Origin of the sequence: Streptomyces asoensis, assembly GCF_013085465.1 — a bacterium.
Taxonomy (GTDB): Bacteria; Actinomycetota; Actinomycetes; order Streptomycetales; family Streptomycetaceae; genus Streptomyces; species Streptomyces cacaoi_A.
Genome location: NZ_CP049838.1, coordinates 1,876,402 through 1,895,026, shown reverse-complemented (window position 1 = coordinate 1,895,026; position 18,625 = coordinate 1,876,402). Strand labels below are relative to the sequence as shown.

Below are 18,625 nucleotides of genomic sequence, written 5' to 3'. Positions count from 1 at the left end.
GGGGCCGCCCTACTCGTGCACCTTCCCGTGGGCCTTGGCCAGGTCCGCGTACAGCGTGCCGTTCAGGGTCACACCCTGCCGCTCCTCCTCGGTCAACTCCCGCCTGACCTTGGCCGGTACCCCCGCGACCAGCGATCCCGGCGGGACCTCCATCCCCTGGGGCACGAGCGCCTGCGCGGCGACCAGCGAACCCGCCCCGATCACCGCCCCGTTGAGCACGGTCGCCCCCATCCCGATGAGGCAGTCGTCCCCGACCGTCGCCCCGTGCACCACGGCGTTGTGGCCGACGGACACCCGCTCGCCGATCGTCACGGGGAAGCCGGGGTCGGCGTGCAGCGTCACGTTGTCCTGGATGTTGGCGCTCGCCCGGACGGTGATCCGCTCCACGTCGCCCCGCACGACGGCCCCGTACCAGACGCTCGCGCCCGCCTCCAGCGTCACGTCCCCGATCACCGAGGCCGTCGGCGCCACGAACGCCTCGGCGTCGATCTTCGGTTCCCTGCCGCCGATGCCCACGATCAGCGCCTTGTGCGTCATCACCGTCTCCTCGTGTCGGTCGTCCCACCGCACGGTACGCCACCCGGTGGGGCGAAGATCACAGGGCTGTGGGCGTATGGCCGCACCGCGCGCTGAGTACGGTGAGCGGGTGCCGAAGCCCTGGAACACGTTCTCGTCATGGCGGCGCCGACTGGTGCAGCGCGCCGTCCACTCGGGCTGGGCGTGGGTGCAGCGCACGGGCTCCGTCACGGCAGAGCACCCCGGACGTTTCCGCTTCGGCTCGATCGGCCCGGCCACCCGGCTCGCCTTCCCGCTCGGCACGGTCTTCGGGGAGCCCTGGATCCACCTCGGCGCGCACTGCATCGTCGGTGAACAGGTCACCCTGACCGCCGGTCTGATGCCCGACCTGGATCTCGGCCCCGACCCGATCCTGCGTCTCGGCGACGGCGTGGTGCTCGGCCGGGGCAGCCATGTCATCGCCGACACCACGGTCACCATCGGCAGCGACTGCTACTTCGGTCCGTATGTCTACGTCACGTCCACGAACCACTCCTACGACGATCCGCACGAGCCCATCGGCAAGCAGTGGCCCCGCATGGAGCCCGTGGAGATCGGCCCGGGGTGCTGGATCGGCACGGGGGCCGTGATCCTGCCGGGCGCGCGGATCGGACGGAACGTCGTCGTCGCGGCCGGTGCGGTGGTGCGCGGCACGGTGCCCGACCACAGCGTCGTCGCGGGGGCGCCCGCCAAGGTCGTACGGCGCTGGACGCCCGCCGAGGGCTGGCAGCCGCCGCTGCGCACCCCGGCGCCGGTGCCGATCCCGGACGGGGTCACCTCGGACCAGCTGGTCGCGCTGTCGGAACTGGACGAGGAGACGGCGGCCGCGTTGGCCCGGCCGGAACCCTAGGTCACCCGGTCGCCAGCAGCAGTGTGCCCACCAGGGCAAGGCCCGCGCCCGCCGCCTGGACCGCGCGCAGCCGCTCCCGCAGGAAGCCGCGCGCGGCGAGGGCGGTCACCACGGGGTAGAGCGAGGCGAGCACCGCGGCCACCGTGACCGGGCCGTGCTGGGCGGCGACGGCGTAGGTCCCGTTCGCGGCGACGTCGGCCAGCCCGACGAACCCGTACGCCGGCAGCGAGGACCGGGCGAGACCGCCCTCGGGAAGCGCGGCCGCGCCGCGCCGGACGGCCAGGTACAGCGCCGCGCCGCCGGTGGCCACATTGGTCACGCGCTGCACGAACAGGGCGAGGAACAGTCCGGTGACGGTCGTGGACGCCTCGGTGATCAGGACGAACACCGTGCCGAAGCCGAGCGCCGCGACCAGCGTGAGCAGGACGGCCTGCCGCTGCACCGGGGCGCCCCTCAGCTGCGGGCCGCCCGCCAGGACGACCCCGATCACCCCGACCGCGATGCCCGCCACCTGGACGAGTCCCGGCCGCTCGCCGAGGACCAGCCCGACGGAGACCGGCACGGCCACGCTGAGGGTGGCCAGGGGGGAGACGACTCCCATGGGCCCGAGCGCCAGCGCCTTGTAGAAGGAGAACAGGGCGACCGGGCCCACCAGCCCGGCCGCGACCGCGAACCACAGGCGGGGACCGGCCTCGCTCCAGCCCCCGGTGGCGACCACGATCGCCCCGAGGACGGCGGCCGCGATCGACTGCGAGACCACGACCACGGTGAGCGCCGGGGCCCGGCGCGTCAGCAGCCCGCCGCCGAAATCGGCCAGGCCCCACAGGAGGCTGGTGGCCAGGGCGAAAAGTGCTGTCACGGGGTCCCTCGCAGTACAGTTCGGTGCACGATCAGGTGCACCCCACCGTAGTACAGGGAAGTGAATCCTGGCATCCAGAATATTGGACTCCCGAAGTGGACGGAACGTGTCGGACCTCGAACTCCTGACCCAGTCCCTGGCGCGCAACGTCAAGCACTGGCGCGCGGTGCGCGGCTTCACCCTGGACGTGCTCGCCGCACGGGCCGGTGTCAGCCGCGGGATGCTCATCCAGATCGAACAGGCCCGCACCAATCCGAGCATCGGCACGGTCGTCAAGATCGGTGACGCGCTCGGCATCAGCGTCACCACCCTCCTCGACTACGAGCGAGGCGCGAAGGTGCGTATCGTCCCGGCCGATCAGGCGGTACGGCTGTGGCACACCGACGCCGGCAGCTACAACAGGCTGCTCGCCGGCACGGAGGCGCCCGGACCGCTGGAGATGTGGGACTGGCTGCTGATGCCGGGGGAGAGCAGCCCCTCCGAACCCCACCCCCTCGGCACCGTCGAGCTCGTCCATGTCACCGCGGGCGAACTCACGCTCACCGTGGACGGCGAGGAGCACCGCGTCCCGACCGGCGCGAGTGCTTCGTTCGAGGCCAACGTCCCGCACGTCTACGGCAACCGGGGCGCGGTCCCGATGGAGATGGTGATGGCCGTCTCGGTGCCGCCCGTGCAGTGAGACGTCGTGCCTGCGGGCGGGCGGCTCTTGTTAGCGTGCGGTCATGCGCGCACCCATCGGACACTTCGACACCGCCACGCCCGCCCCCGACTGCCTCGACGAGCTGGTCGGCCCGGTCGCCGACGCCGTACGCCGCTGGAGCGGCAGCGTGCCCGCCGACCGGTTCGTCCACGTCGACACCGACCCGCAGTGGGCCGACACGGCCGTCTTCGTGGAGCACTACGGCCGGGAGCTGCTGGAGCAGTCCGCCAACTGTGTGGTGGTCGCCGGCAAGCGGGGTGGCGAGACGACCCTCGCCGCGTGCGTCGTGCTGTCCACCACCCGGGTCGACGTCAACGGGGTCGTGCGCCGTCAACTCGGCGCCCGTAAGGCCTCGTTCGCGGCGATGGACACGGCGGTGGGGGAGACCGGCATGGAGTACGGCGGCATCACGCCGATCGGACTCCCCGCCGACTGGCCGGTGTTGGTGGACTCCGCCGTCGTCGACCTGCCGTACGTCCTGGTGGGCAGCGGCCGTCGGCGCGGAAAGCTGCTGGTGCCGGGCAAGGCGTTCGCCGAACTGCCGGGCGCGGTGGTGCTGGAGGGGCTCGGTGTGGCCTGAGCTCAGGCCGCCGAGTGATGGGCGAGGGCCAGATGCGGGTCGTCCTCGCCCGGCACCGGCGCCGGATCCGCGTGGACCAGCGCGGCCGTCAGTCGCGGTACGGCGTGCAGCAGGGCGTGTTCGGCCGCCACGGCGATCGCGTGGGCCTGGCGTACCGTCGCCTCGCCGTCCACGACGACCGCCACCTCGGCCCGCAGCCGGTGCCCGATCCAGCGCAGCCGCAACTCGCCGACCGCCCGGACCCCTTCGACCTTTCGTAGCGCGTGCTCGGCCCGGTCGACCAGCGCCGGGTCGACGGCGTCCATCACCCGGCGGAACACCTCACGCGCCGCGTCCCGTAGCACCAGCGCGATCGCCGCCGTGATCGCCAACCCCACGACCGGGTCCGCGAGTTGCCACCCCAGCGCCGAGCCGCCCGCGCCCAGCAGCACCGCCAGCGAGGTGAACCCGTCCGTGCGGGCGTGCAGCCCGTCCGCGACCAGCGCCGCCGAGCCGATCGAGCGGCCGACCCGGATGCGGTACCGCGCGACCCACTCGTTGCCCGCGAAGCCGGCCAGCGCGGCCACGGCGACCGCGCCGACCTGCTCGACGGGGCGCGGGTTCATCAGCCGCTCGACCGCCGTCCACCCCGCGAAGGCCGCCGACGCGGCGATCGTCAGCACGATCGCGATGCCCGCCAGGTCCTCCGCCCGCCCGTAGCCGTAGGTGAAGCGCCGGGTGGCCGCCCGCCGGCCCAGTACGAAGGCGATGCCCAGGGGTACGGCCGTCAGTGCGTCCGCCGTGTTGTGCACCGTGTCGCCGAGCAGTGCCACCGACCCGGACAGCGCGACCACGACCGCCTGCGCGACGGCCGTCACACCCAGAACCGCCAACGAGACCCACAGCGCGCGCATGCCCCGGGCCGAGGACTCCAGTGCCGGGTCCAGTTTGTCGGCACTCTCGTGCGAGTGCGGGGTGAGGAGGTGGGCGACTCGGTGGCGCAGGCCCGGGGAGGAAGAGGGAGAAGGGGAGGCGGGTGAGGAGTGGTGGTGCGGGTGCTCGTGGGCGTGGTCGTGATGGTGCCCGCGGTCGTGCCGGTGTCCGTGCTCGTGGTCGTGCCGCTCGCTCACGTCGATTCCTTCCGGTGCGCCGAGGTGGACGCGCGTCCGCCCACACCGCCATTATGTGCGTATGAGCGCACGCATGCACCTGTCACCTGCACACCATGCGCATCCGCGCACACCCGGCGAGGAGCAGTTCGCCCTCGCCGCCGAGCTTCTCGCCCTGCTCGGCGACCGCACCCGGCTCGCCCTGCTGCACGCGCTGACCGCCGGCGAGGCCGATGTGACGACGCTGACGGAGGGCGTCGGAGCGGCCCGGCCGGCGGTCAGCCAGCATCTGGCGCGGCTGCGGCTGGCCGGGCTCGTGAGCACCCGCAAGGAGGGCCGCCGGGTGGTCTACTCGCTCTCCGACGGCCATCTGCGCCGCCTGGTGGACGAGGCGCTGAACGTGGCGGACCACCGGCTCGGGGACGAGCCGCTGCACGACTGACTCAGTAGTGCTCGGCCGTTCCCAGGTACTGCTCCGCGAAGGCGGCAGCGGCGGCGGGAGACGTGAACAGACGGCGCAGCCGGGCGAACGTCGTGCCCGCGCGGAACGGGTCGCCGGCCGCGGTCCCGTGGTAGACCTCGGACAGCCACTGCGAGAACTCCTGGTAGTCCCACACCCGGCGCAGACACGCCTGCGAGTACTCGTCCAGGCCGTCGCCGTCACCGCCGTCGAGGTAGGCGACCAGCGCGTCGCCCAGCAGGAACGCGTCGTGCAGGGCGAGGTTCATGCCCTTCGCGGCGATGGGCGCGACGAGGTGGGCCGAGTCCCCGGCCAGGAAGAGCCGCCCGTACGTCATCGGCTCGACCACGTAGTCGTGCATGTCGAGGACGCGCTTCTCGATCAGCCGCCCCTCGGTGAGCGGCGGGGCCCCCGCGCCTTCGAGCCGCTGGTGCAGCTCGGACCAGACCCGGTCGTGGGACCAGTTCTCCGGGTCGTCGCCGGGCGGGCACTGGAGGTAGTACCGGGTCACCTCGGGACTGCGGGCCATGTGCCCGGCGAACCCGTTCGGATGGACACCGAACAGGACGCAGTCGGAGGACGGCGGCGCCTCGGCGAGCAGCGCCAGCCAGCCTATGCCGTAGTCGTGCCGCGCGATCCGGGCCTGCTCCGGCACCAGCACGGCCCGGCTGACCCCCCGCGCCCCGTCGGCGCCGACCACGAAGTCGCAGGTCAGCACCTGCCGTTCAGCGGTGTCGGGGCAGGTGTACGACACCGAGGGGCAGGCCGTGTCGAGGTCGTGCAGCTCGACGTCGCGCACCGAGAAACGGGCGTCGCCGCCGCGTACGTCGACGTACGCGTGGACGAGATCCGTCACCAGCAACGGCTGGGGATACACCCAGTGGTGACGGCCTGTCAGCTCGGTGTAGGAGAAGCGGTAGCGCTCGCCGCCGAAGCGGAACTCGCACGCGGAGTGCTGCTCGGCCCGCGCCAACAGGTTCTGCGCCAGGCCCCGTTGCCGCAGTCCGTGGACGGCCCACTCCTCGATGACTCCGGCGCGCGGCCGCCGTTCGATGAACTCACGGCTCTCCGTCTCCAGTACGACGCAGTCGACGGACGCGGCCCGCAGGATGTTGCCGACGGTGAGACCCGCGGGGCCCGCGCCCACGACGACGACGGGAGTGTGGTGGGGGGAAGGGGAGTTGGTGGTCACCCGCACATTATGGGCGGGCCCTCCGACACGGCCGGGAGGACACCGGCCGGTCAGCCCAGCCGGGGGATCTCGATCGCCGGGCAGCGGTCCATGACCATCTCCAGGCCCGCGGCCCGGGTACGGTCGTAGGCCGCCTCGTCGACGACGCCGAGCTGGAACCACACCGCCTTCGCACCCTTGGCGACCGCCTCGTCCGCGACGGCACCCGCGAGTTCGCCGTTGACGAAGACATCGACGACGTCCACCTCGAAGGGGATGTCCGCGAGGGAGGCGTACCCCTGCTCCCCGTGCACCGTCTCCGCCTTCGGGTGGACGGGTACGACCCGCTTGCCGAAGCGCTGGAGCACCTCGGCGACTCCATAGGCCGCCCGCCCGCGGTTCGTCGACAGGCCCACGACGGCCCAGGTGTCGCCGAGCCCGGTGAGGATCTTGCGGATCGTTGCCTCGTCGCCGTGCACCGGCGGCCTCCTGGGGATCGGAAAGGAACAGTCCTCGCCTACAACAGCTCGCGCCGGGCCTTGATTCCGGCCCCTGCCTGCGAAGTCGCGCCCGCCCGCCTAGGCTCGCCTCGTGCTGAGCATCATCGACACCCGAACCGGCGAACCCGTCGTCGCCGCCCCCGTCCGCCGTGGCCTGACCCGGGTGGAGGCGCATGCCTCGGGGTACGGGGCCGGATCGCTCCGGATCCTCCTCGTGGCCGATCTGCTCGTCCGCGCGCTGGAACTCGGCGGAACGCCCGTGTGGGCGCTGCTGTCCGGCGAACGCGATCAGGCGGAACTCCGGGCGGGCGCCACCGCCCTCGGCATGCACCCCTTCGAGGGCGGCCGCGACCTCGGCGCGGGCGCCGGAGTCGGCGAGGCGCAGATCCTGCACGTGGTGGAGGAGGGCGGCCAAACCCCCGACGGGGTATGCGTCGCCGTCGCGCCGGCGGAGGGCGCGGTGCCCGGGGGACCGGGGTCGGGCCGGGTCTTCGGGGGAGCGGACACCGACCCCGCCGTTCTGCGGCTCGCCCTTCTCTCCCGGCCCCGCACCGAGCCTCTGCGGCTCGACGCGGACGTGCTGGGCGAGGCCCGCCACAGCCTCGTAGGCTGGCGGCGAGCCGTCGCCGGGTGGGCAGGGCGGCCCTCGCGGCCGGTTCCCGACGAGGTGCGCGGACGGCTGCGCGCCGCCTGGGAGGACGACCTGGACCTGCCCGAGGTGCTGCGGGTGCTGCGGTGGGTGGAGGACGCCGGGCCCGAGCTGCCGGACGGCGCCCGCTTCGAGAGCTACGCCTACGCCGACCGTCTCCTCGGCCTCGAACTGACCCGCGACGTCGGAGCCCCGGCGTGAACGGGCCCGGCGGGGGGACACCGCCGCGCCGGCTGGTGGTGCTGCGGCACGCCAAGTCGGCGTGGCCGGACGGCGTCCCCGACCACGAGCGGCCGCTCGCCCCGCGCGGCCTACGGGACGCGCCGGCCGCGGGCCGCGCGCTCGCCGAGGCCGGCTGCGTCCCGGACCTCGCCCTGTGCTCCACCGCCGCCCGCGCCCGCGGGACCTGGGAGCTGGCAGCCGCCGAGTGGCACACCCCGGCCCCGGTGCGCTTCGACCCGCGGCTCTACGGGGCCGACGTCCACGAGCTCCTGGAGGTCGTCCACGAGACACCCGCCGAGGTCGGGACACTGCTGCTGGTCGGGCACAACCCCGGCCTGGAGGAACTGGTCCTCGACCTGGCCGGGGACGGCCCTGCCGACGCCCTGGACGAGGTGCGGCTGAAGTTCCCGACGTCGGCGATCGCCGTCCTGACCTGGTACGGGCCCGGCTGGCGGTCCCTGACCCCGGGCACGGCCCTGCTGACGTCGATGACCGTGCCGAGAGGCGGCAAGCCGCAGGAGGGCTAGCCGACGTGCACGCGCGGCCGCCGCCCGGGATCGGGCTCCGCGCGGCGCAGCACCTCGCGGGTGACCGGGGCGACCTCGCCGTCGCCGAAGACGAGGAACCGGATCAGCTGGCCGACCGGGTTGCCCTCGGTCCAGCTGAAGTACGCGTGCGGCACCTGACCGGTGCGGTCGCGCAGCTCCAGCAGGACCGCGGCGATGGCATTGGGCACCGTGGGACCGGAGACGCGCAGCCGGCGGACCCCGTGTTTCTCGTCGCCGCGCACGGTGACGTCCGCCGTGAAGTCGGAGGAGTCCCGCACGAACACCTCCAGGAAGAGCACCGGACCGCCGCCGGGGATCGGGGTGTGCTCGCGCTGCTCCCACTCCTTGGAGCGGTACGCGCGCGTGCTGTGTTCCCGCGGCTCATGGGCGATGAGCTGGAGGGGGCCGTGCCGCGCGGCCCGGTCCACGAACCGGGCCGCCACCTCGTCGAAGGTGATCTCGGCGACGCGCAGTTCGAAGGCGCGGCGCAACCGGGAGGCGAACGACGTGACCAGGATGGCGAAGATGAAGATCGCCGCGATCCTGATGCCGTCCGGTCGCTCGATGACGTTCGCGACGAGCGTGTAGGCGAACACGGCAGTGATCGCGCCGAAACCGAGCGCGGCCCGGCGGCGACCCTGCCGGTGCACGGCCACGGTCGACGCGAACGCCGCCGACAGCATCAGCACCAGCACTCCGGTGGCGTAGGCGCCGCTCTGGTCGTCGACGTTCGCGTTGAACCACAGGGTGATGAGGACGGCGGCCGCCATGAACACCAGCACCAGGGGGCGTACCGCGCGCGTCCATTCGGGCGCCATGCCGTAGCGGGGCAGATAGCGAGGGACGAGGTTCAGCAGACCGGCCAGCGCGGAGGCGCCCGCGAACCACAGGATGGCGATCGTGGAGATGTCGTAGACCGTGCCGAAGGCCTCGCCCAGGTGCTCGTGCGCGAGGTAGGCCAGCGCCCGGCCGTTCGCCGGGCCGCCGCTCTCGAAGTCGTCCTGCGGGATGAGGATCGTCGTCGCCAGACTGGACAGCAGCAGGAAGCAGCTCATGATCAGCGCGGCCGTGGTGAGCAGCTTGCGGGTGTCCCGCACCCGCCCCCTCGGCTTCGCGTAGGTGTCCGTCGGATCACCCTTGACCTGCGGCATCACCGCCACTCCGGTCTCGAAGCCGGACATGCCGAGCGCCAGCTTCGGGAAGACCAGCACGGCCACGCCGACCATGGCCCACGGTGAGGAGTGCTCGGCGGTCATGGCATCGGTCCAGTCGCCGATCCGCACGGGGTGCGTGAGGATCTCCCAGGCGGAGGCGCCGAGCACCACGAGATTGAGCGCGAGATAGGAAGCCACCATCGGCACCGCGATGTCGATGGCCTCGCGGAAGCCCCTGAGGAACACCGCGCCCAGCGCGCCGACCAGCAGCAGCGTGATCCACTCGTTGCCGTCGGCCATCCAGTGCGGGGCGAACGGGTTCTCCACGACGTGCGCGGCGGCGTCCGCGGACGACAGGGTGATCGTGATCATGAAGTCGGTGGCCGCGAACCCCAGCAGCACCAGCACCAGGATCTTCCCCGACCACCACGGCAGCAGTCGCTCCAGCATGGCGATCGAGCCCTCGCCGTGCGGGCTCTCGTGCGCCACCCGGCGGTACACCGGCAGCGCGCCGAGCAGCGTCAGCACGATCAGCACGAGCGTCGCGAGCGGGGACAGCAGACCGGCCGCGAGGGCGGCGATGCCCGGCTGGTAGCCGAGCGTGGAGAAGTAGTCGACACCGGTCAGGCACATCACGCGCCACCAGCGGTGGCCCTTCTGCTCCGGCTGCGGGGCGGCGTGCGGGCCCGGATGGCGGGCGGTCTGCTCGCTGAGCCCCTCCAGGAGCCAGGTCCGCCACCGGGAGGACGGCGGACCCGCGTTGCTGCCCTTCACCCGGGTGCCGGTCATGCTGCGCGCTCCCTGCGATCGGTCGGGCCACGTTCCACGGTCACCACCCTTGGTCATCCCGCACATCGTCGCCCGCCCCTCCGGCGACGGCGACTCAGCGATCACCGCATAGGCTGGCCGGATGCAGGACGAGTACCGGACGGTCGCCCACGCGGGCGTGCACGAGACCGAGGTCAACCGCTCCCGCTTCCTGTGCGCCCTCGCCCCGGCGGCCACCGAGCAGGAGGCCCAGGACTTCATCGCGTCCGTCCGCAAGGAGCACGCCGACGCCACCCACAACTGTTGGGCGTACGTCATCGGCGCCGACGCCTCCGTCCAGAAGGCGAGCGACGACGGTGAACCCGGCGGCACGGCGGGCGTCCCGATGCTCCAGATGCTGCTGCGCCGCGACATGCGGTACGTCGTCGCCGTCGTCACCCGCTACTACGGCGGGGTCAAGCTCGGCGCGGGCGGTCTCATCCGGGCCTACGGCGGCGCGGTCGGCGAGGCCCTCGACACCCTCGGCACCCTCACCCGCCGCCGCTTCCGGCTGGCCACGGTGACCGTGGACCACCAGCGCGCCGGCAAGGTCCAGAACGACCTGCACTCGACGGGACGCGCGGTACGGGACGTCCGCTACGGCGAGGAGGTCACCATCGAGATCGGCCTGCCGGACGCCGACGTGGACGCCTTCCGCGCCTGGCTCGCGGACGCCACGGCGGGGACGGCGGGGTTCGAGCTGGGCGGGGAGGCCTACGGGGACGCGTGACGCCCCGGGGTCTGACGCGCGGCACATGACGCGGCGACTCGTGACGCGGCGACTCGTGAAGCGGCGACTCGTGAAGCGGCGACTCGTGAAGCGTTGAGCGAACGTGCGGGCGAAATGTCCGTAACAACCCTTTATGTCGGTCGGTATGACGGTGCGATACGGGAGTAACCGCCCGTGATGTCAGACCCGGCCGTTAGTCTCGGGGATCATGAGGCTCCTGCACACTTCCGACTGGCATCTCGGCCGGGCGTTCCACCGGGTGAACATGCTCGGCGCCCAGGCCGAGTTCATCGGTCACCTCGTCGCGACCGTGCGTGAGCGCGAGGTCGACGCGGTGGTCGTGTCGGGAGACGTGTACGACCGCGCGGTGCCCCCGCTCGCCGCGGTCGAACTGTTCGACGACGCCCTGCACCGGCTCGCCGGCCTCGGAGTGCCCACGGTGATGATCTCCGGGAACCACGACTCGGCCCGCCGGCTCGGGGTCGGAGCCGGGCTGATCGGGCGGGCCGGTATCCATCTGCGCACCGACCCGGCCGCCGCCGGGACGCCCGTGGTGCTCGCCGACGCCCACGGGGACGTGGCGTTCTACGGTCTGCCCTATCTCGAACCCGCCCTGGTCAAGGACGAGTTCGGCGTGGAGAAGGCCGGCCATGAGACCGTGCTGGCCGCCGCGATGGACCGGGTCCGCGCCGACCTCGCCGCACGCGCGCGCGGGACGCGTTCCGTCGTCCTCGCCCATGCCTTCGTCACCGGCGGTGAGCCCAGCGAGAGCGAGCGGGACATCACCGTAGGCGGGGTCGCCTCGGTGCCCGCCGGGGTCTTCGACGGCGTCGACTACACCGCACTGGGGCACCTGCACGGCTGCCAGGCCATCACCGAGCGCGTGCGCTACTCGGGCTCCCCGCTGCCGTACTCCTTCTCGGAGAGCGAGCACCGCAAGACCATGTGGCTCGTCGACCTCGGCGCCGACGGGGAGCTCGACGCCGAGCGGATCGACTGCCCGGTGCCGCGCGCGCTGGCCCGGGTCCGCGGCCCCCTGGAGGAGCTGCTCGCCGACCCCGCCCTCACCCGTCACGAGGAGGCGTGGGTCGAGGCGACGCTCACCGACGCCGCCCGCCCGGCCGACCCCATGGCCCGGCTCACCCAGCGCTTCCCGCACACGCTCAGCCTCGTCTTCGCCCCCGAGCGCGCACCCGACGACCCCGACGTGTCGTACGCCCGGCGCCTCGCCGACCGCAGCGACCAGGAGATCGCCGAGGACTTCGTGGCCCATGTGCGCGGGGCGGGCCCCGACGCACGCGAGCAGGGCGTGCTGCGGGACGCCTTCGACGCGGTGCGCGCGGACGACGCGGTACGGGAGGTGGCGCGGTGAGGCTGCACCGGCTCGACCTGACGGCCTTCGGCCCCTTCGGCGACCCTCAGAGTGTCGACTTCGACGAGCTCTCCGCCGCCGGAATCTTCCTGCTGCACGGGCCGACGGGCGCCGGCAAGACCTCCGTCCTGGACGCCGTCTGCTACGCGCTGTACGGCTCCGTGCCGGGCGCCCGGCAGAGCGGCCAGGGCCTGACCCTGCGCAGCGACCACGCGGCGCCCGGCGCCCGCACCGAGGTCACCCTCGAACTCACCGTCGCGGGACGCCGCCTCGAGGTCACCCGGCAGCCCCCCTGGGAGCGGCCCAAGAAGCGCGGCACGGGCACGACGGTCGAGAAGGCGCAGAGTTGGCTGCGCGAGTACGACGCGGTCGCCGGCGCCTGGAAGGACCTCAGTCGCTCCCACCAGGAGATCGGCGAGGAGATCACCCAGCTGCTCGGCATGAGCCGCGAGCAGTTCTGCCAGGTCGTGCTGCTGCCCCAGGGCGACTTCGCCCGTTTCCTGCGGGCCGACGCCGAGGCGCGCGGCCGGCTGCTGGGCCGCCTCTTCGACACCCGGCGGTTCGCCGAGGTCGAGAAGCGGCTCGTCGAGCGCCGCCGCACCACCGAGGCACGCGTGCGTGAGGGCGACTCCGCCCTGCTCGCCGACGCGCACCGGATGCAGCAGGTCGCCGGGGACGCCATGGAGCTGCCCGAGTTCGCCCCGGGAGACCCGGGGCTCGCCGAGGCGGTGCTGGCCGCGGCCGCCGTCGCTCGCAGCACCTCCCGTGAGCTGCTGACGACCGCCCACTGCGGCCGCCTCGCCGCCGAGTCCGCGCAGGCCGCCGCCGAGCGTGCCCTGGAGGACGTACGCGAACGGGCGCGGCTCCAGCGGCGGTTCGCCGACGCGCGCGAGCGGGCCGCCGTGCTGGAGGAGCGGGCGGGCGACCATCGGGAAGCGCAGGCGCGGATGGAGCGGGCGCGGAAGGCCGAGTCGGTGGCGCCGGTGCTGGAACTGCGCGAGGCCGCCGACATCGAGCACACCGGGGCGTCCGCGCGGGCGGCACGCGCGCGGGACCTGCTTCCGCGGCGGTTCGCGGACGCCGGAGCCGCCGGGCTCGCCGCCGCCGCCCGCCGGGCCGCCGAGGAGCTGGGCGGGCTGGAGTCGGCCCGCCGGGGCGAGCGACGGCTGGCCGGTCTCGTGGCCGAGCGGGCCGACCTGGACCGGCGGGAGCGCGACGACGAGGACGTCCTGACGGAGACCGAGGCCTGGCTCGCGGACTGGGACGCCGTCCGCGCGGGTCTCCAGGCCCGCATCGAGGCCGCCCAGGAGGCCGCGGCCCGCGCCGAACAGCTCGACGGCCGGCGCGAGCCCATGCAACGGCGCCTGAAGGCGGCCCGGCTGCGCGACGAGCTGGCCCGCGACCTGGAGGCTGCCCAGCACAGGGCCCTCGCCTCCGGCGAGCAGGCACAGACGGCCCGCGCACACTGGCTCGACCTCAAGGAACAGCGCCTGAACGGCATCGCCGCCGAACTGGCCGCCACCCTCGCCGACGGGACACCGTGCGCCGTCTGCGGCGCCACCGAGCACCCCGCGCCCGCCCGCAGGATCGCGGGACACGTCGACCGCGAGACCGAGGAACGGGCGCTCACCGCCTCCCGGCGCGCGGAGGAACGGCACGCCCAGGACGAACGCGAGCTGGGCCTCGTACGAGAGGCGCTCGCCGCCGCCACCGCCGAGGCCGGCGACACCCCGACGGACCGGCTCGCCGCCGAAGCCCAGGAGGGGGAGGAGGGCTACGCGCAGGCGCGCCGGGAAGCCTCCGCGCTGCACCCCGCGCGTGAGGAGCTGCGCCAGGCCGAGCAGGAGCACGAGCGCCGTACGGCGGCGCAGCGCGAGGCCGCGGTGCGGACCGCGTCCCGGGTGGGCCACCGGGAGCGCCTGGAGCGCGAACGGGCCGACCTGGAGGAGGAGTTGACGCTGGCCCGGGGGTCCGCGGAGAGCGTCGCAGCGCGGGCCGCCGAACTGGAGGGGCTGGCGGCGCGGCTCACCGACGCGGCCGACACCGCCCGCGTCGCCGAGGGGAGCGCCGAGCGTCTCAAGGCAGCCGACGGCCGTCTCGACGAAGCCGCGTTCCGGGCCGGCTTCGACACCCCGCGGGCCGCCGCCGACGCCCTCCTCGACGACACCGCCCACCGTGAGCTCCAGCGGCGGCTCGACGCCCGGCAGACCGAGGAGGCCGCCGTACGGGCCGTCCTCGCCGAACCCGACACCGTGGCGGCGGCCCAGCAGCCGCCCGCCGACCTCGCGGCCGCGGAACAGTCGGCGGCCGCCGCGGCCGAGCGGCTGCGCACGGCCGCTTCCGCCCAGGACGCCGCCGCCCGCCGCTGTGCCGAGCTCGATCAGCTCTCGGCGCGCGCGAGCGACGGCGTACGCCGGCTCGGGCCGCTGCGCGAGGAGTACGACCGGGTGGCCCGCCTGGCCGGTCTCACCGCCGGCACCTCCGCCGACAACGAGCGCAAGATGCGCCTGGAGGCGTACGTCCTGGCCGCCCGCCTGGAGCAGGTGGCCGCCGCCGCGACCGTCCGTCTCCAGCGCATGTCCTCGGGGCGTTACACCCTCGTGCACTCCGACGACCGGGCCGGGCGCGGCCGCAGCGGGCTCGGACTGCATGTCGTCGACGCCTGGACCGGGCGGGAGCGGGACACGGCCACGCTGTCGGGCGGCGAGACCTTCTTCGCCTCGCTCGCCCTCGCCCTCGGTCTCGCCGACGTCGTGACCGACGAGGCGGGCGGGGTCCGCCTCGACACCCTCTTCATCGACGAGGGGTTCGGCAGCCTCGACGACCAGACGCTCGACGAGGTCCTCGACGTCCTCGACTCGCTGCGCGAACGCGACCGCAGCGTCGGCATCGTCAGCCATGTCGCCGACCTGCGGCGGCGGATCCACGCCCAGCTCGAGGTCGTCAAGGGGAGATCGGGGTCGGTGGTGCGGCAGCGGGGCTACCGGCCCAGTGGGCGCCTGGGGAGCGGCGACGAGTAGACGACGCTGGTCGTCACCGACCCCAGCGCGCCGATCTTGCCCGACACCTCTTCGAGGTGCCGCATCGAACGGGCGGTGACCTTGATCACGAAGCAGTCGTCGCCCGTCACATGGTGTGCCTCGAGGATCTCGGGGGTGACGGCCACCAGGTCGTGGAACGGCTTGTAGTTGCCGTTGGGGTAGCGCAGCCGCACGAAGGCCAGGATCGGCAGCCCCAGCCGCTCGGGGTCCACCACAGCCGCGTACCCCTGGATGACGCCCGCCTCCTCCAGCCGCCGCACCCGCTCGGTGACGGCGCTCGCCGACATCGCCACGGCACGTGCCAGTTCGGCGAAACTGGCCCGGCCCTCGCGCTGGAGGACCTCGAGAATGCGCCAGTCGGTGGCGTCCGGGGAATACGCGGTCATGAGCGAGAGATAGCAGGGGAATCCCCGGCGGGGCAAGGTTCAGGCCGGGGAATGTCTCTTCAGGGAGAGGGATCACCGGTCGTAGATTTCTGGTCATCGAAAGCAGTGACCAGCCGGAACCCCTCGGGAGGGCCCCGCGATGACCCCCATGACCCCGCTCACCGCCACGACCGGCACGGCCGCCGCGACCACGATCAACCCCGTCCTGGGCGTCGCCCCCGCGGCCCCGGCCGAGGCCGCCGCCCACTTCCGGGCGAGCCTCGCCTTCCACGCCGACGTCTCCGACGTGGCGGCCGCCCTCGCCGCCGGTGGTGACCCCGGCTTCGTCGTCCTGGACTCCCGCTCCACCGAGTCCTGGGACCAGGGGCACATCCCGGGCGCCGTCCACCTGCCCACCGCGCTCATCGCCGAGCAGGCCGCGCAGCTCCTCGACCGGGAGGTGCCGGTCGTCACCTACTGCTGGGGGCCCGGCTGCAACGGCGCCACCCGCGCCGCCCTCGCGCTCGCCGAACTCGGCTACCGGGTCAAGGAGATGCTCGGTGGCTTCGAGTACTGGGCGCGGGAGGGCTTCGCGTACGAGACCTGGGAGGGCCGCGAGCGGCGCGCCGGCGCCGATCCGCTCACCGCGCCCGTCGACGCGGAGAACTGCGGCTGCTGACCGCCCGTTCGGGGCCGGGCGGAGGCATGCCATCGCCCGGCCCCGAAGCGTGTCTCAGAGCTGTGCCAGCTCGTCCACCAGGTCGTCCAGGCCCAGCGAACCCTGCGAAAGGGCCGCCATGTGCCAGGACTTGAGGTCGAAGGCGTCGCCGTGGCGCTCGCGGGCCTTCTCCCGGCCCAGCAGCCACGCCCGTTCGCCGAGCTTGTAGCCGATCGCCTGGCCGGGGATGGTCAGATAGCGGGTCAGCTCGCTCTCCACGAAGTCCGCCGTGCGGCTGCTGTGCCCGCCGAAGAACTCCTGGGCCAGCTCCGGGGTCCAGCGCTCACCCGGGTGGAAGGGGGAGTCCGCCGGGATCTCCAGCTCGAGGTGCATGCCGATGTCGACGATGACCCGCACCGCCCGCATCATCTGCGCGTCCAGGTAACCGAGCCGCTGCTCCGCGTCGGTGAGGAAGCCGAGCTCGTCCATCAGCCGTTCCGCGTACAGCGCCCAGCCCTCGACGTTGGCGCTGACGAGCCCCACGGAGGCCTGGTAGCGGGAGAGGTTCCCGGCGATGTGCGCCCACTGCGCCAGCTGGAGGTGGTGACCGGGGACGCCCTCGTGGTACCAGGTGGAGACCAGGTCGTAGACCGGGAAGCGGGTCTGCCCCATCGTCGGCAGCCAGGTGCGGCCCGGCCGCGAGAAGTCCTCCGTCGGGGGCGTGTAGTACGGCGCGGCCGCGCCGCCGGGCGGGGCGATCCGCGACTCCACCTTCCGTACCCGCTCGGCGAGTTCGAAGTGCGTGCCGTCGAGCGTCTCGATCGCCTGGTCCATCAGGCCCTGGAGCCAGTCGCGGACCTCGTCGACGCCCTCGATGTGCTTGCCGTGCTCGTCGAGATGGGCCAGAGCGACCCAGGGGGTCTCCGCGCCCGGCAGGATCTTCTCGGCCTCCTTCTTCATCTCGGCGAGCAGCCGGTGGTACTCCGCCCAGCCGTACGCGTACGCCTCGTCGAGGTCGAGGTCGGTGCCGTTGAAGTAGCGGGACGCGCGGGCGTACCGCTCCCGGCCGACGGTGTTCGGCGCGCTCTCGATCGTCGGCGCGTACACGTCGCGCATCCAGTCCCGCAGCTCCACGACGGCCGCGGTCGCCGTACGGGCGGCCTCGTCCAGCTCCGCGCGCAGCGCGTCCGGCCCGGTGGACACGAAGTCCTCGAACCAGCCGTGGCCCTCGCCGTCCGTGTCCGACCACTCGGTGAGCTGTCCGACGAAGGTGACGGTCGGCCGCGGCGCGGCGTACAGCTTGCGCTCCAGACCCAGCGCCAGGGACTCGCGGTAGCCCGCGAGGGCCGCCGGCACCCCGCGCAGCCGCTCGGCGATCGCCGCCCAGTCCGCGTCGGTCTGTGTGGGCGTCACGGTGAACACCTCGCGCACATGATGCGGAGGGGTGGCCATGTTGCCGACGGCGCGCAGTGCCTCGTCGGCGTCGTGCACACCGAGTTCCGCGGTCAGGCGCTCGCGCAGCAGGCGCGCGCACCGGCGCTCGATGTCACTTTCCGCGCCGGGCCGCCGCTCCGCCTCGTCGAGCCTGGCCAGGGTGTCCCGCGCGAGCTGCACGAGCGCCTCCTGGCCGGTGGGCGAGTAGTCGGGCAGACGGCTCGAACTCTCCTGCACGCCGAGATAGGTACCGGTCACCGGGTCGAGGGCGATGAGGTCGTCGACATACGCGTCGGCGACCTCGCGGGGAAGCGGGCTGCTGGTCTGTGACATGGGCTCCATCCTCGTACGAGGCGGTGGCGCACGTCACGCGTTTTGTCCCGAAGTCGTCGGCGGCAGCAGCGGTCCGCACTCCCACTGCTGGAAGATCAGCCGCGTCTCGACCCGGGCCACCTCCCGCTGCGAGGTGAACTCGTCGAGCACCAGTCGCTGTAGATCGGCCATGTCCGCGACGGCGACATGGACGAGATAGTCGTCGGGTCCGGTGAGGTGGAAGACGGTGAGCGCCTCCGGGAGCCCCCGGATCCGCTCCACGAAGGGCCCCACCAGCTCCCGCCGGTGCGGCCGGACCTGTACCGACAGCAGGGCCTGGAGGCCACGCCCCAGTTTGGCCGGATCGAGCCGCAGCTGATGACCGAGGATCACGCCCGAGCGGCGCAGTCGCGTCACCCGGTCCAGGCAGGTCGACGGCGCGACCCCGACCTGCGCCGCGAGGTCGCGGTAGGTGGTCCGGGCGTCGTTCTGGAGCAGCCGCAGCAGCTGGAGATCGACCGGGTCCAGTACGACGGATTCAGCCATTGGCCGAACGTAGCACGGTGTTCG

The 18,625-nt window shown here is 73.3% G+C and carries 19 protein-coding genes; 10 read left to right on the top strand and 9 right to left on the bottom strand.

Annotation, left to right across the window (positions count from 1 at the left end; translation table 11 throughout):
- Positions 1-9 precede the first annotated feature (9 nt).
- Positions 10-537, bottom strand: a complete 528-nt coding sequence (locus tag G9272_RS08345; RefSeq protein ID WP_171395948.1) for a gamma carbonic anhydrase family protein — start codon at positions 535-537, stop codon at positions 10-12.
- Positions 538-613: 76 nt separating this feature from the next.
- Here G9272_RS08345 and G9272_RS08340 point away from each other — a divergent pair, with 76 nt between their 5' ends.
- Positions 614-1,405, top strand: a complete 792-nt coding sequence (locus tag G9272_RS08340; RefSeq protein ID WP_171395947.1) for an acyltransferase — start codon at positions 614-616, stop codon at positions 1,403-1,405.
- Position 1,406: 1 nt separating this feature from the next.
- Here the strand turns inward: G9272_RS08340 and G9272_RS08335 are convergent, their stop codons facing one another.
- On the bottom strand, positions 1,407-2,264 hold the full coding sequence (locus G9272_RS08335) for a DMT family transporter (RefSeq protein WP_171395946.1): 858 nt from the start codon (positions 2,262-2,264) through the stop codon (positions 1,407-1,409).
- Between the two features lie 106 nt (positions 2,265-2,370).
- Here G9272_RS08335 and G9272_RS08330 point away from each other — a divergent pair, with 106 nt between their 5' ends.
- Both G9272_RS08330 and G9272_RS08325 read left to right on the top strand, forming a co-directional pair.
- The gene (locus G9272_RS08330; protein WP_171395945.1) at positions 2,371-2,943 is read left to right on the top strand and encodes a helix-turn-helix domain-containing protein; all 573 of its coding nucleotides are present in this window, start codon (positions 2,371-2,373) and stop codon (positions 2,941-2,943) included.
- Positions 2,944-2,986: 43 nt separating this feature from the next.
- Positions 2,987-3,544 (top strand): YbaK/EbsC family protein, encoded by a 558-nt coding sequence (locus G9272_RS08325; protein WP_171395944.1) that lies wholly within the window; start codon positions 2,987-2,989, stop codon positions 3,542-3,544.
- Positions 3,545-3,546: 2 nt separating this feature from the next.
- On the opposite strand, the gene G9272_RS08320 is transcribed toward G9272_RS08325, so the two are convergent.
- A complete protein-coding gene (locus G9272_RS08320) occupies positions 3,547-4,653 on the bottom strand; it encodes a cation diffusion facilitator family transporter (RefSeq protein WP_171395943.1) in 1,107 nt (368 codons plus the stop codon).
- Positions 4,654-4,714: 61 nt separating this feature from the next.
- On the opposite strand from G9272_RS08320, the gene G9272_RS08315 reads away from it, so the two are divergent.
- A complete protein-coding gene (locus G9272_RS08315; RefSeq protein ID WP_171395942.1) occupies positions 4,715-5,074 on the top strand; it encodes an ArsR/SmtB family transcription factor in 360 nt (119 codons plus the stop codon).
- Between the two features lies 1 nt (position 5,075).
- Here G9272_RS08315 and G9272_RS08310 read toward each other — a convergent pair whose 3' ends face one another.
- Positions 5,076-6,284 carry a 4-hydroxybenzoate 3-monooxygenase gene (locus tag G9272_RS08310; RefSeq protein ID WP_437184262.1) on the bottom strand — a complete coding sequence of 403 codons (1,209 nt, stop codon included), beginning with the start codon at positions 6,282-6,284 and terminating at the stop codon, positions 5,076-5,078.
- Between the two features lie 50 nt (positions 6,285-6,334).
- On the bottom strand, positions 6,335-6,742 hold the full coding sequence (locus tag G9272_RS08305; RefSeq protein WP_171395940.1) for a CoA-binding protein: 408 nt from the start codon (positions 6,740-6,742) through the stop codon (positions 6,335-6,337).
- Positions 6,743-6,854: 112 nt separating this feature from the next.
- Between G9272_RS08305 and G9272_RS08300 the strand changes: the two genes are divergently transcribed.
- A complete protein-coding gene (locus G9272_RS08300) occupies positions 6,855-7,613 on the top strand; it encodes a hypothetical protein (RefSeq protein ID WP_171395939.1) in 759 nt (252 codons plus the stop codon).
- Positions 7,610-8,161 carry a SixA phosphatase family protein gene (locus G9272_RS08295; protein ID WP_171395938.1) on the top strand — a complete coding sequence of 184 codons (552 nt, stop codon included), beginning with the start codon at positions 7,610-7,612 and terminating at the stop codon, positions 8,159-8,161. Before G9272_RS08300 ends, G9272_RS08295 begins: the two co-directional genes overlap by 4 nt.
- Here the strand turns inward: G9272_RS08295 and G9272_RS08290 are convergent.
- Positions 8,158-10,125 carry an APC family permease gene (locus G9272_RS08290; RefSeq protein WP_171395937.1) on the bottom strand — a complete coding sequence of 656 codons (1,968 nt, stop codon included), beginning with the start codon at positions 10,123-10,125 and terminating at the stop codon, positions 8,158-8,160. The two genes, G9272_RS08295 and G9272_RS08290, sit on opposite strands and share 4 nt — an antisense overlap.
- Before the next feature lie 121 nt (positions 10,126-10,246).
- On the opposite strand from G9272_RS08290, the gene G9272_RS08285 reads away from it, so the two are divergent.
- The 3 genes from G9272_RS08285 to G9272_RS08275 all read left to right on the top strand — a co-directional run bounded on the left by G9272_RS08285 (position 10,247) and on the right by G9272_RS08275 (position 15,265).
- A complete protein-coding gene (locus G9272_RS08285) occupies positions 10,247-10,873 on the top strand; it encodes a YigZ family protein (protein WP_171395936.1) in 627 nt (208 codons plus the stop codon).
- 208 nt (positions 10,874-11,081) lie between these two features.
- Positions 11,082-12,245, top strand: a complete 1,164-nt coding sequence (locus G9272_RS08280) for an exonuclease SbcCD subunit D (RefSeq protein WP_171395935.1) — start codon at positions 11,082-11,084, stop codon at positions 12,243-12,245.
- Positions 12,242-15,265 (top strand): AAA family ATPase, encoded by a 3,024-nt coding sequence (locus G9272_RS08275; RefSeq protein WP_171395934.1) that lies wholly within the window; start codon positions 12,242-12,244, stop codon positions 15,263-15,265. Before G9272_RS08280 ends, G9272_RS08275 begins: the two co-directional genes overlap by 4 nt.
- Here G9272_RS08275 and G9272_RS08270 read toward each other — a convergent pair.
- Complete coding sequence (locus G9272_RS08270; RefSeq protein WP_171395933.1) at positions 15,226-15,672, bottom strand: Lrp/AsnC family transcriptional regulator; 447 nt, start codon at positions 15,670-15,672, stop codon at positions 15,226-15,228. The genes G9272_RS08275 and G9272_RS08270 overlap by 40 nt on opposite strands.
- A 139-nt stretch (positions 15,673-15,811) precedes the next feature.
- On the opposite strand from G9272_RS08270, the gene G9272_RS08265 reads away from it, so the two are divergent.
- Entirely contained in the window at positions 15,812-16,330 is a 519-nt protein-coding gene (locus G9272_RS08265; protein ID WP_171395932.1) for a rhodanese-like domain-containing protein, read from the top strand.
- Between the two features lie 54 nt (positions 16,331-16,384).
- On the opposite strand, the gene G9272_RS08260 is transcribed toward G9272_RS08265, so the two are convergent.
- Both G9272_RS08260 and G9272_RS08255 read right to left on the bottom strand, forming a co-directional pair.
- Entirely contained in the window at positions 16,385-18,076 is a 1,692-nt protein-coding gene (locus G9272_RS08260; protein WP_171395931.1) for a DUF885 domain-containing protein, read from the bottom strand.
- A 33-nt stretch (positions 18,077-18,109) separates the two neighbouring features.
- On the bottom strand, positions 18,110-18,601 hold the full coding sequence (locus tag G9272_RS08255; RefSeq protein WP_171395930.1) for an Lrp/AsnC family transcriptional regulator: 492 nt from the start codon (positions 18,599-18,601) through the stop codon (positions 18,110-18,112).
- Positions 18,602-18,625: the final 24 nt, after the last annotated feature.

Excerpts from the sequence above, each read along its gene's own strand:
- G9272_RS08280 (WP_171395935.1), top strand. The coding sequence starts at position 11,082 with ATGAGGCTCCTGCACACTTCCGACTGGCATCTCGGCCGGGCGTTCCAC.
- G9272_RS08315 (WP_171395942.1), top strand. The coding sequence starts at position 4,715 with ATGAGCGCACGCATGCACCTGTCACCTGCACACCATGCGCATCCGCGC.
- G9272_RS08265 (WP_171395932.1), top strand. The coding sequence starts at position 15,812 with ATGACCCCCATGACCCCGCTCACCGCCACGACCGGCACGGCCGCCGCG.
- G9272_RS08325 (WP_171395944.1), top strand. The coding sequence starts at position 2,987 with ATGCGCGCACCCATCGGACACTTCGACACCGCCACGCCCGCCCCCGAC.
- G9272_RS08290 (WP_171395937.1), bottom strand. The coding sequence starts at position 10,125 with ATGACCGGCACCCGGGTGAAGGGCAGCAACGCGGGTCCGCCGTCCTCC.
- G9272_RS08260 (WP_171395931.1), bottom strand. The coding sequence starts at position 18,076 with ATGTCACAGACCAGCAGCCCGCTTCCCCGCGAGGTCGCCGACGCGTAT.
- G9272_RS08285 (WP_171395936.1), top strand. The coding sequence starts at position 10,247 with ATGCAGGACGAGTACCGGACGGTCGCCCACGCGGGCGTGCACGAGACC.
- G9272_RS08255 (WP_171395930.1), bottom strand. The coding sequence starts at position 18,601 with ATGGCTGAATCCGTCGTACTGGACCCGGTCGATCTCCAGCTGCTGCGG.
- G9272_RS08270 (WP_171395933.1), bottom strand. The coding sequence starts at position 15,672 with ATGACCGCGTATTCCCCGGACGCCACCGACTGGCGCATTCTCGAGGTC.
- G9272_RS08340 (WP_171395947.1), top strand. The coding sequence starts at position 614 with ATGGCCGCACCGCGCGCTGAGTACGGTGAGCGGGTGCCGAAGCCCTGG.
- G9272_RS08345 (WP_171395948.1), bottom strand. The coding sequence starts at position 537 with ATGACGCACAAGGCGCTGATCGTGGGCATCGGCGGCAGGGAACCGAAG.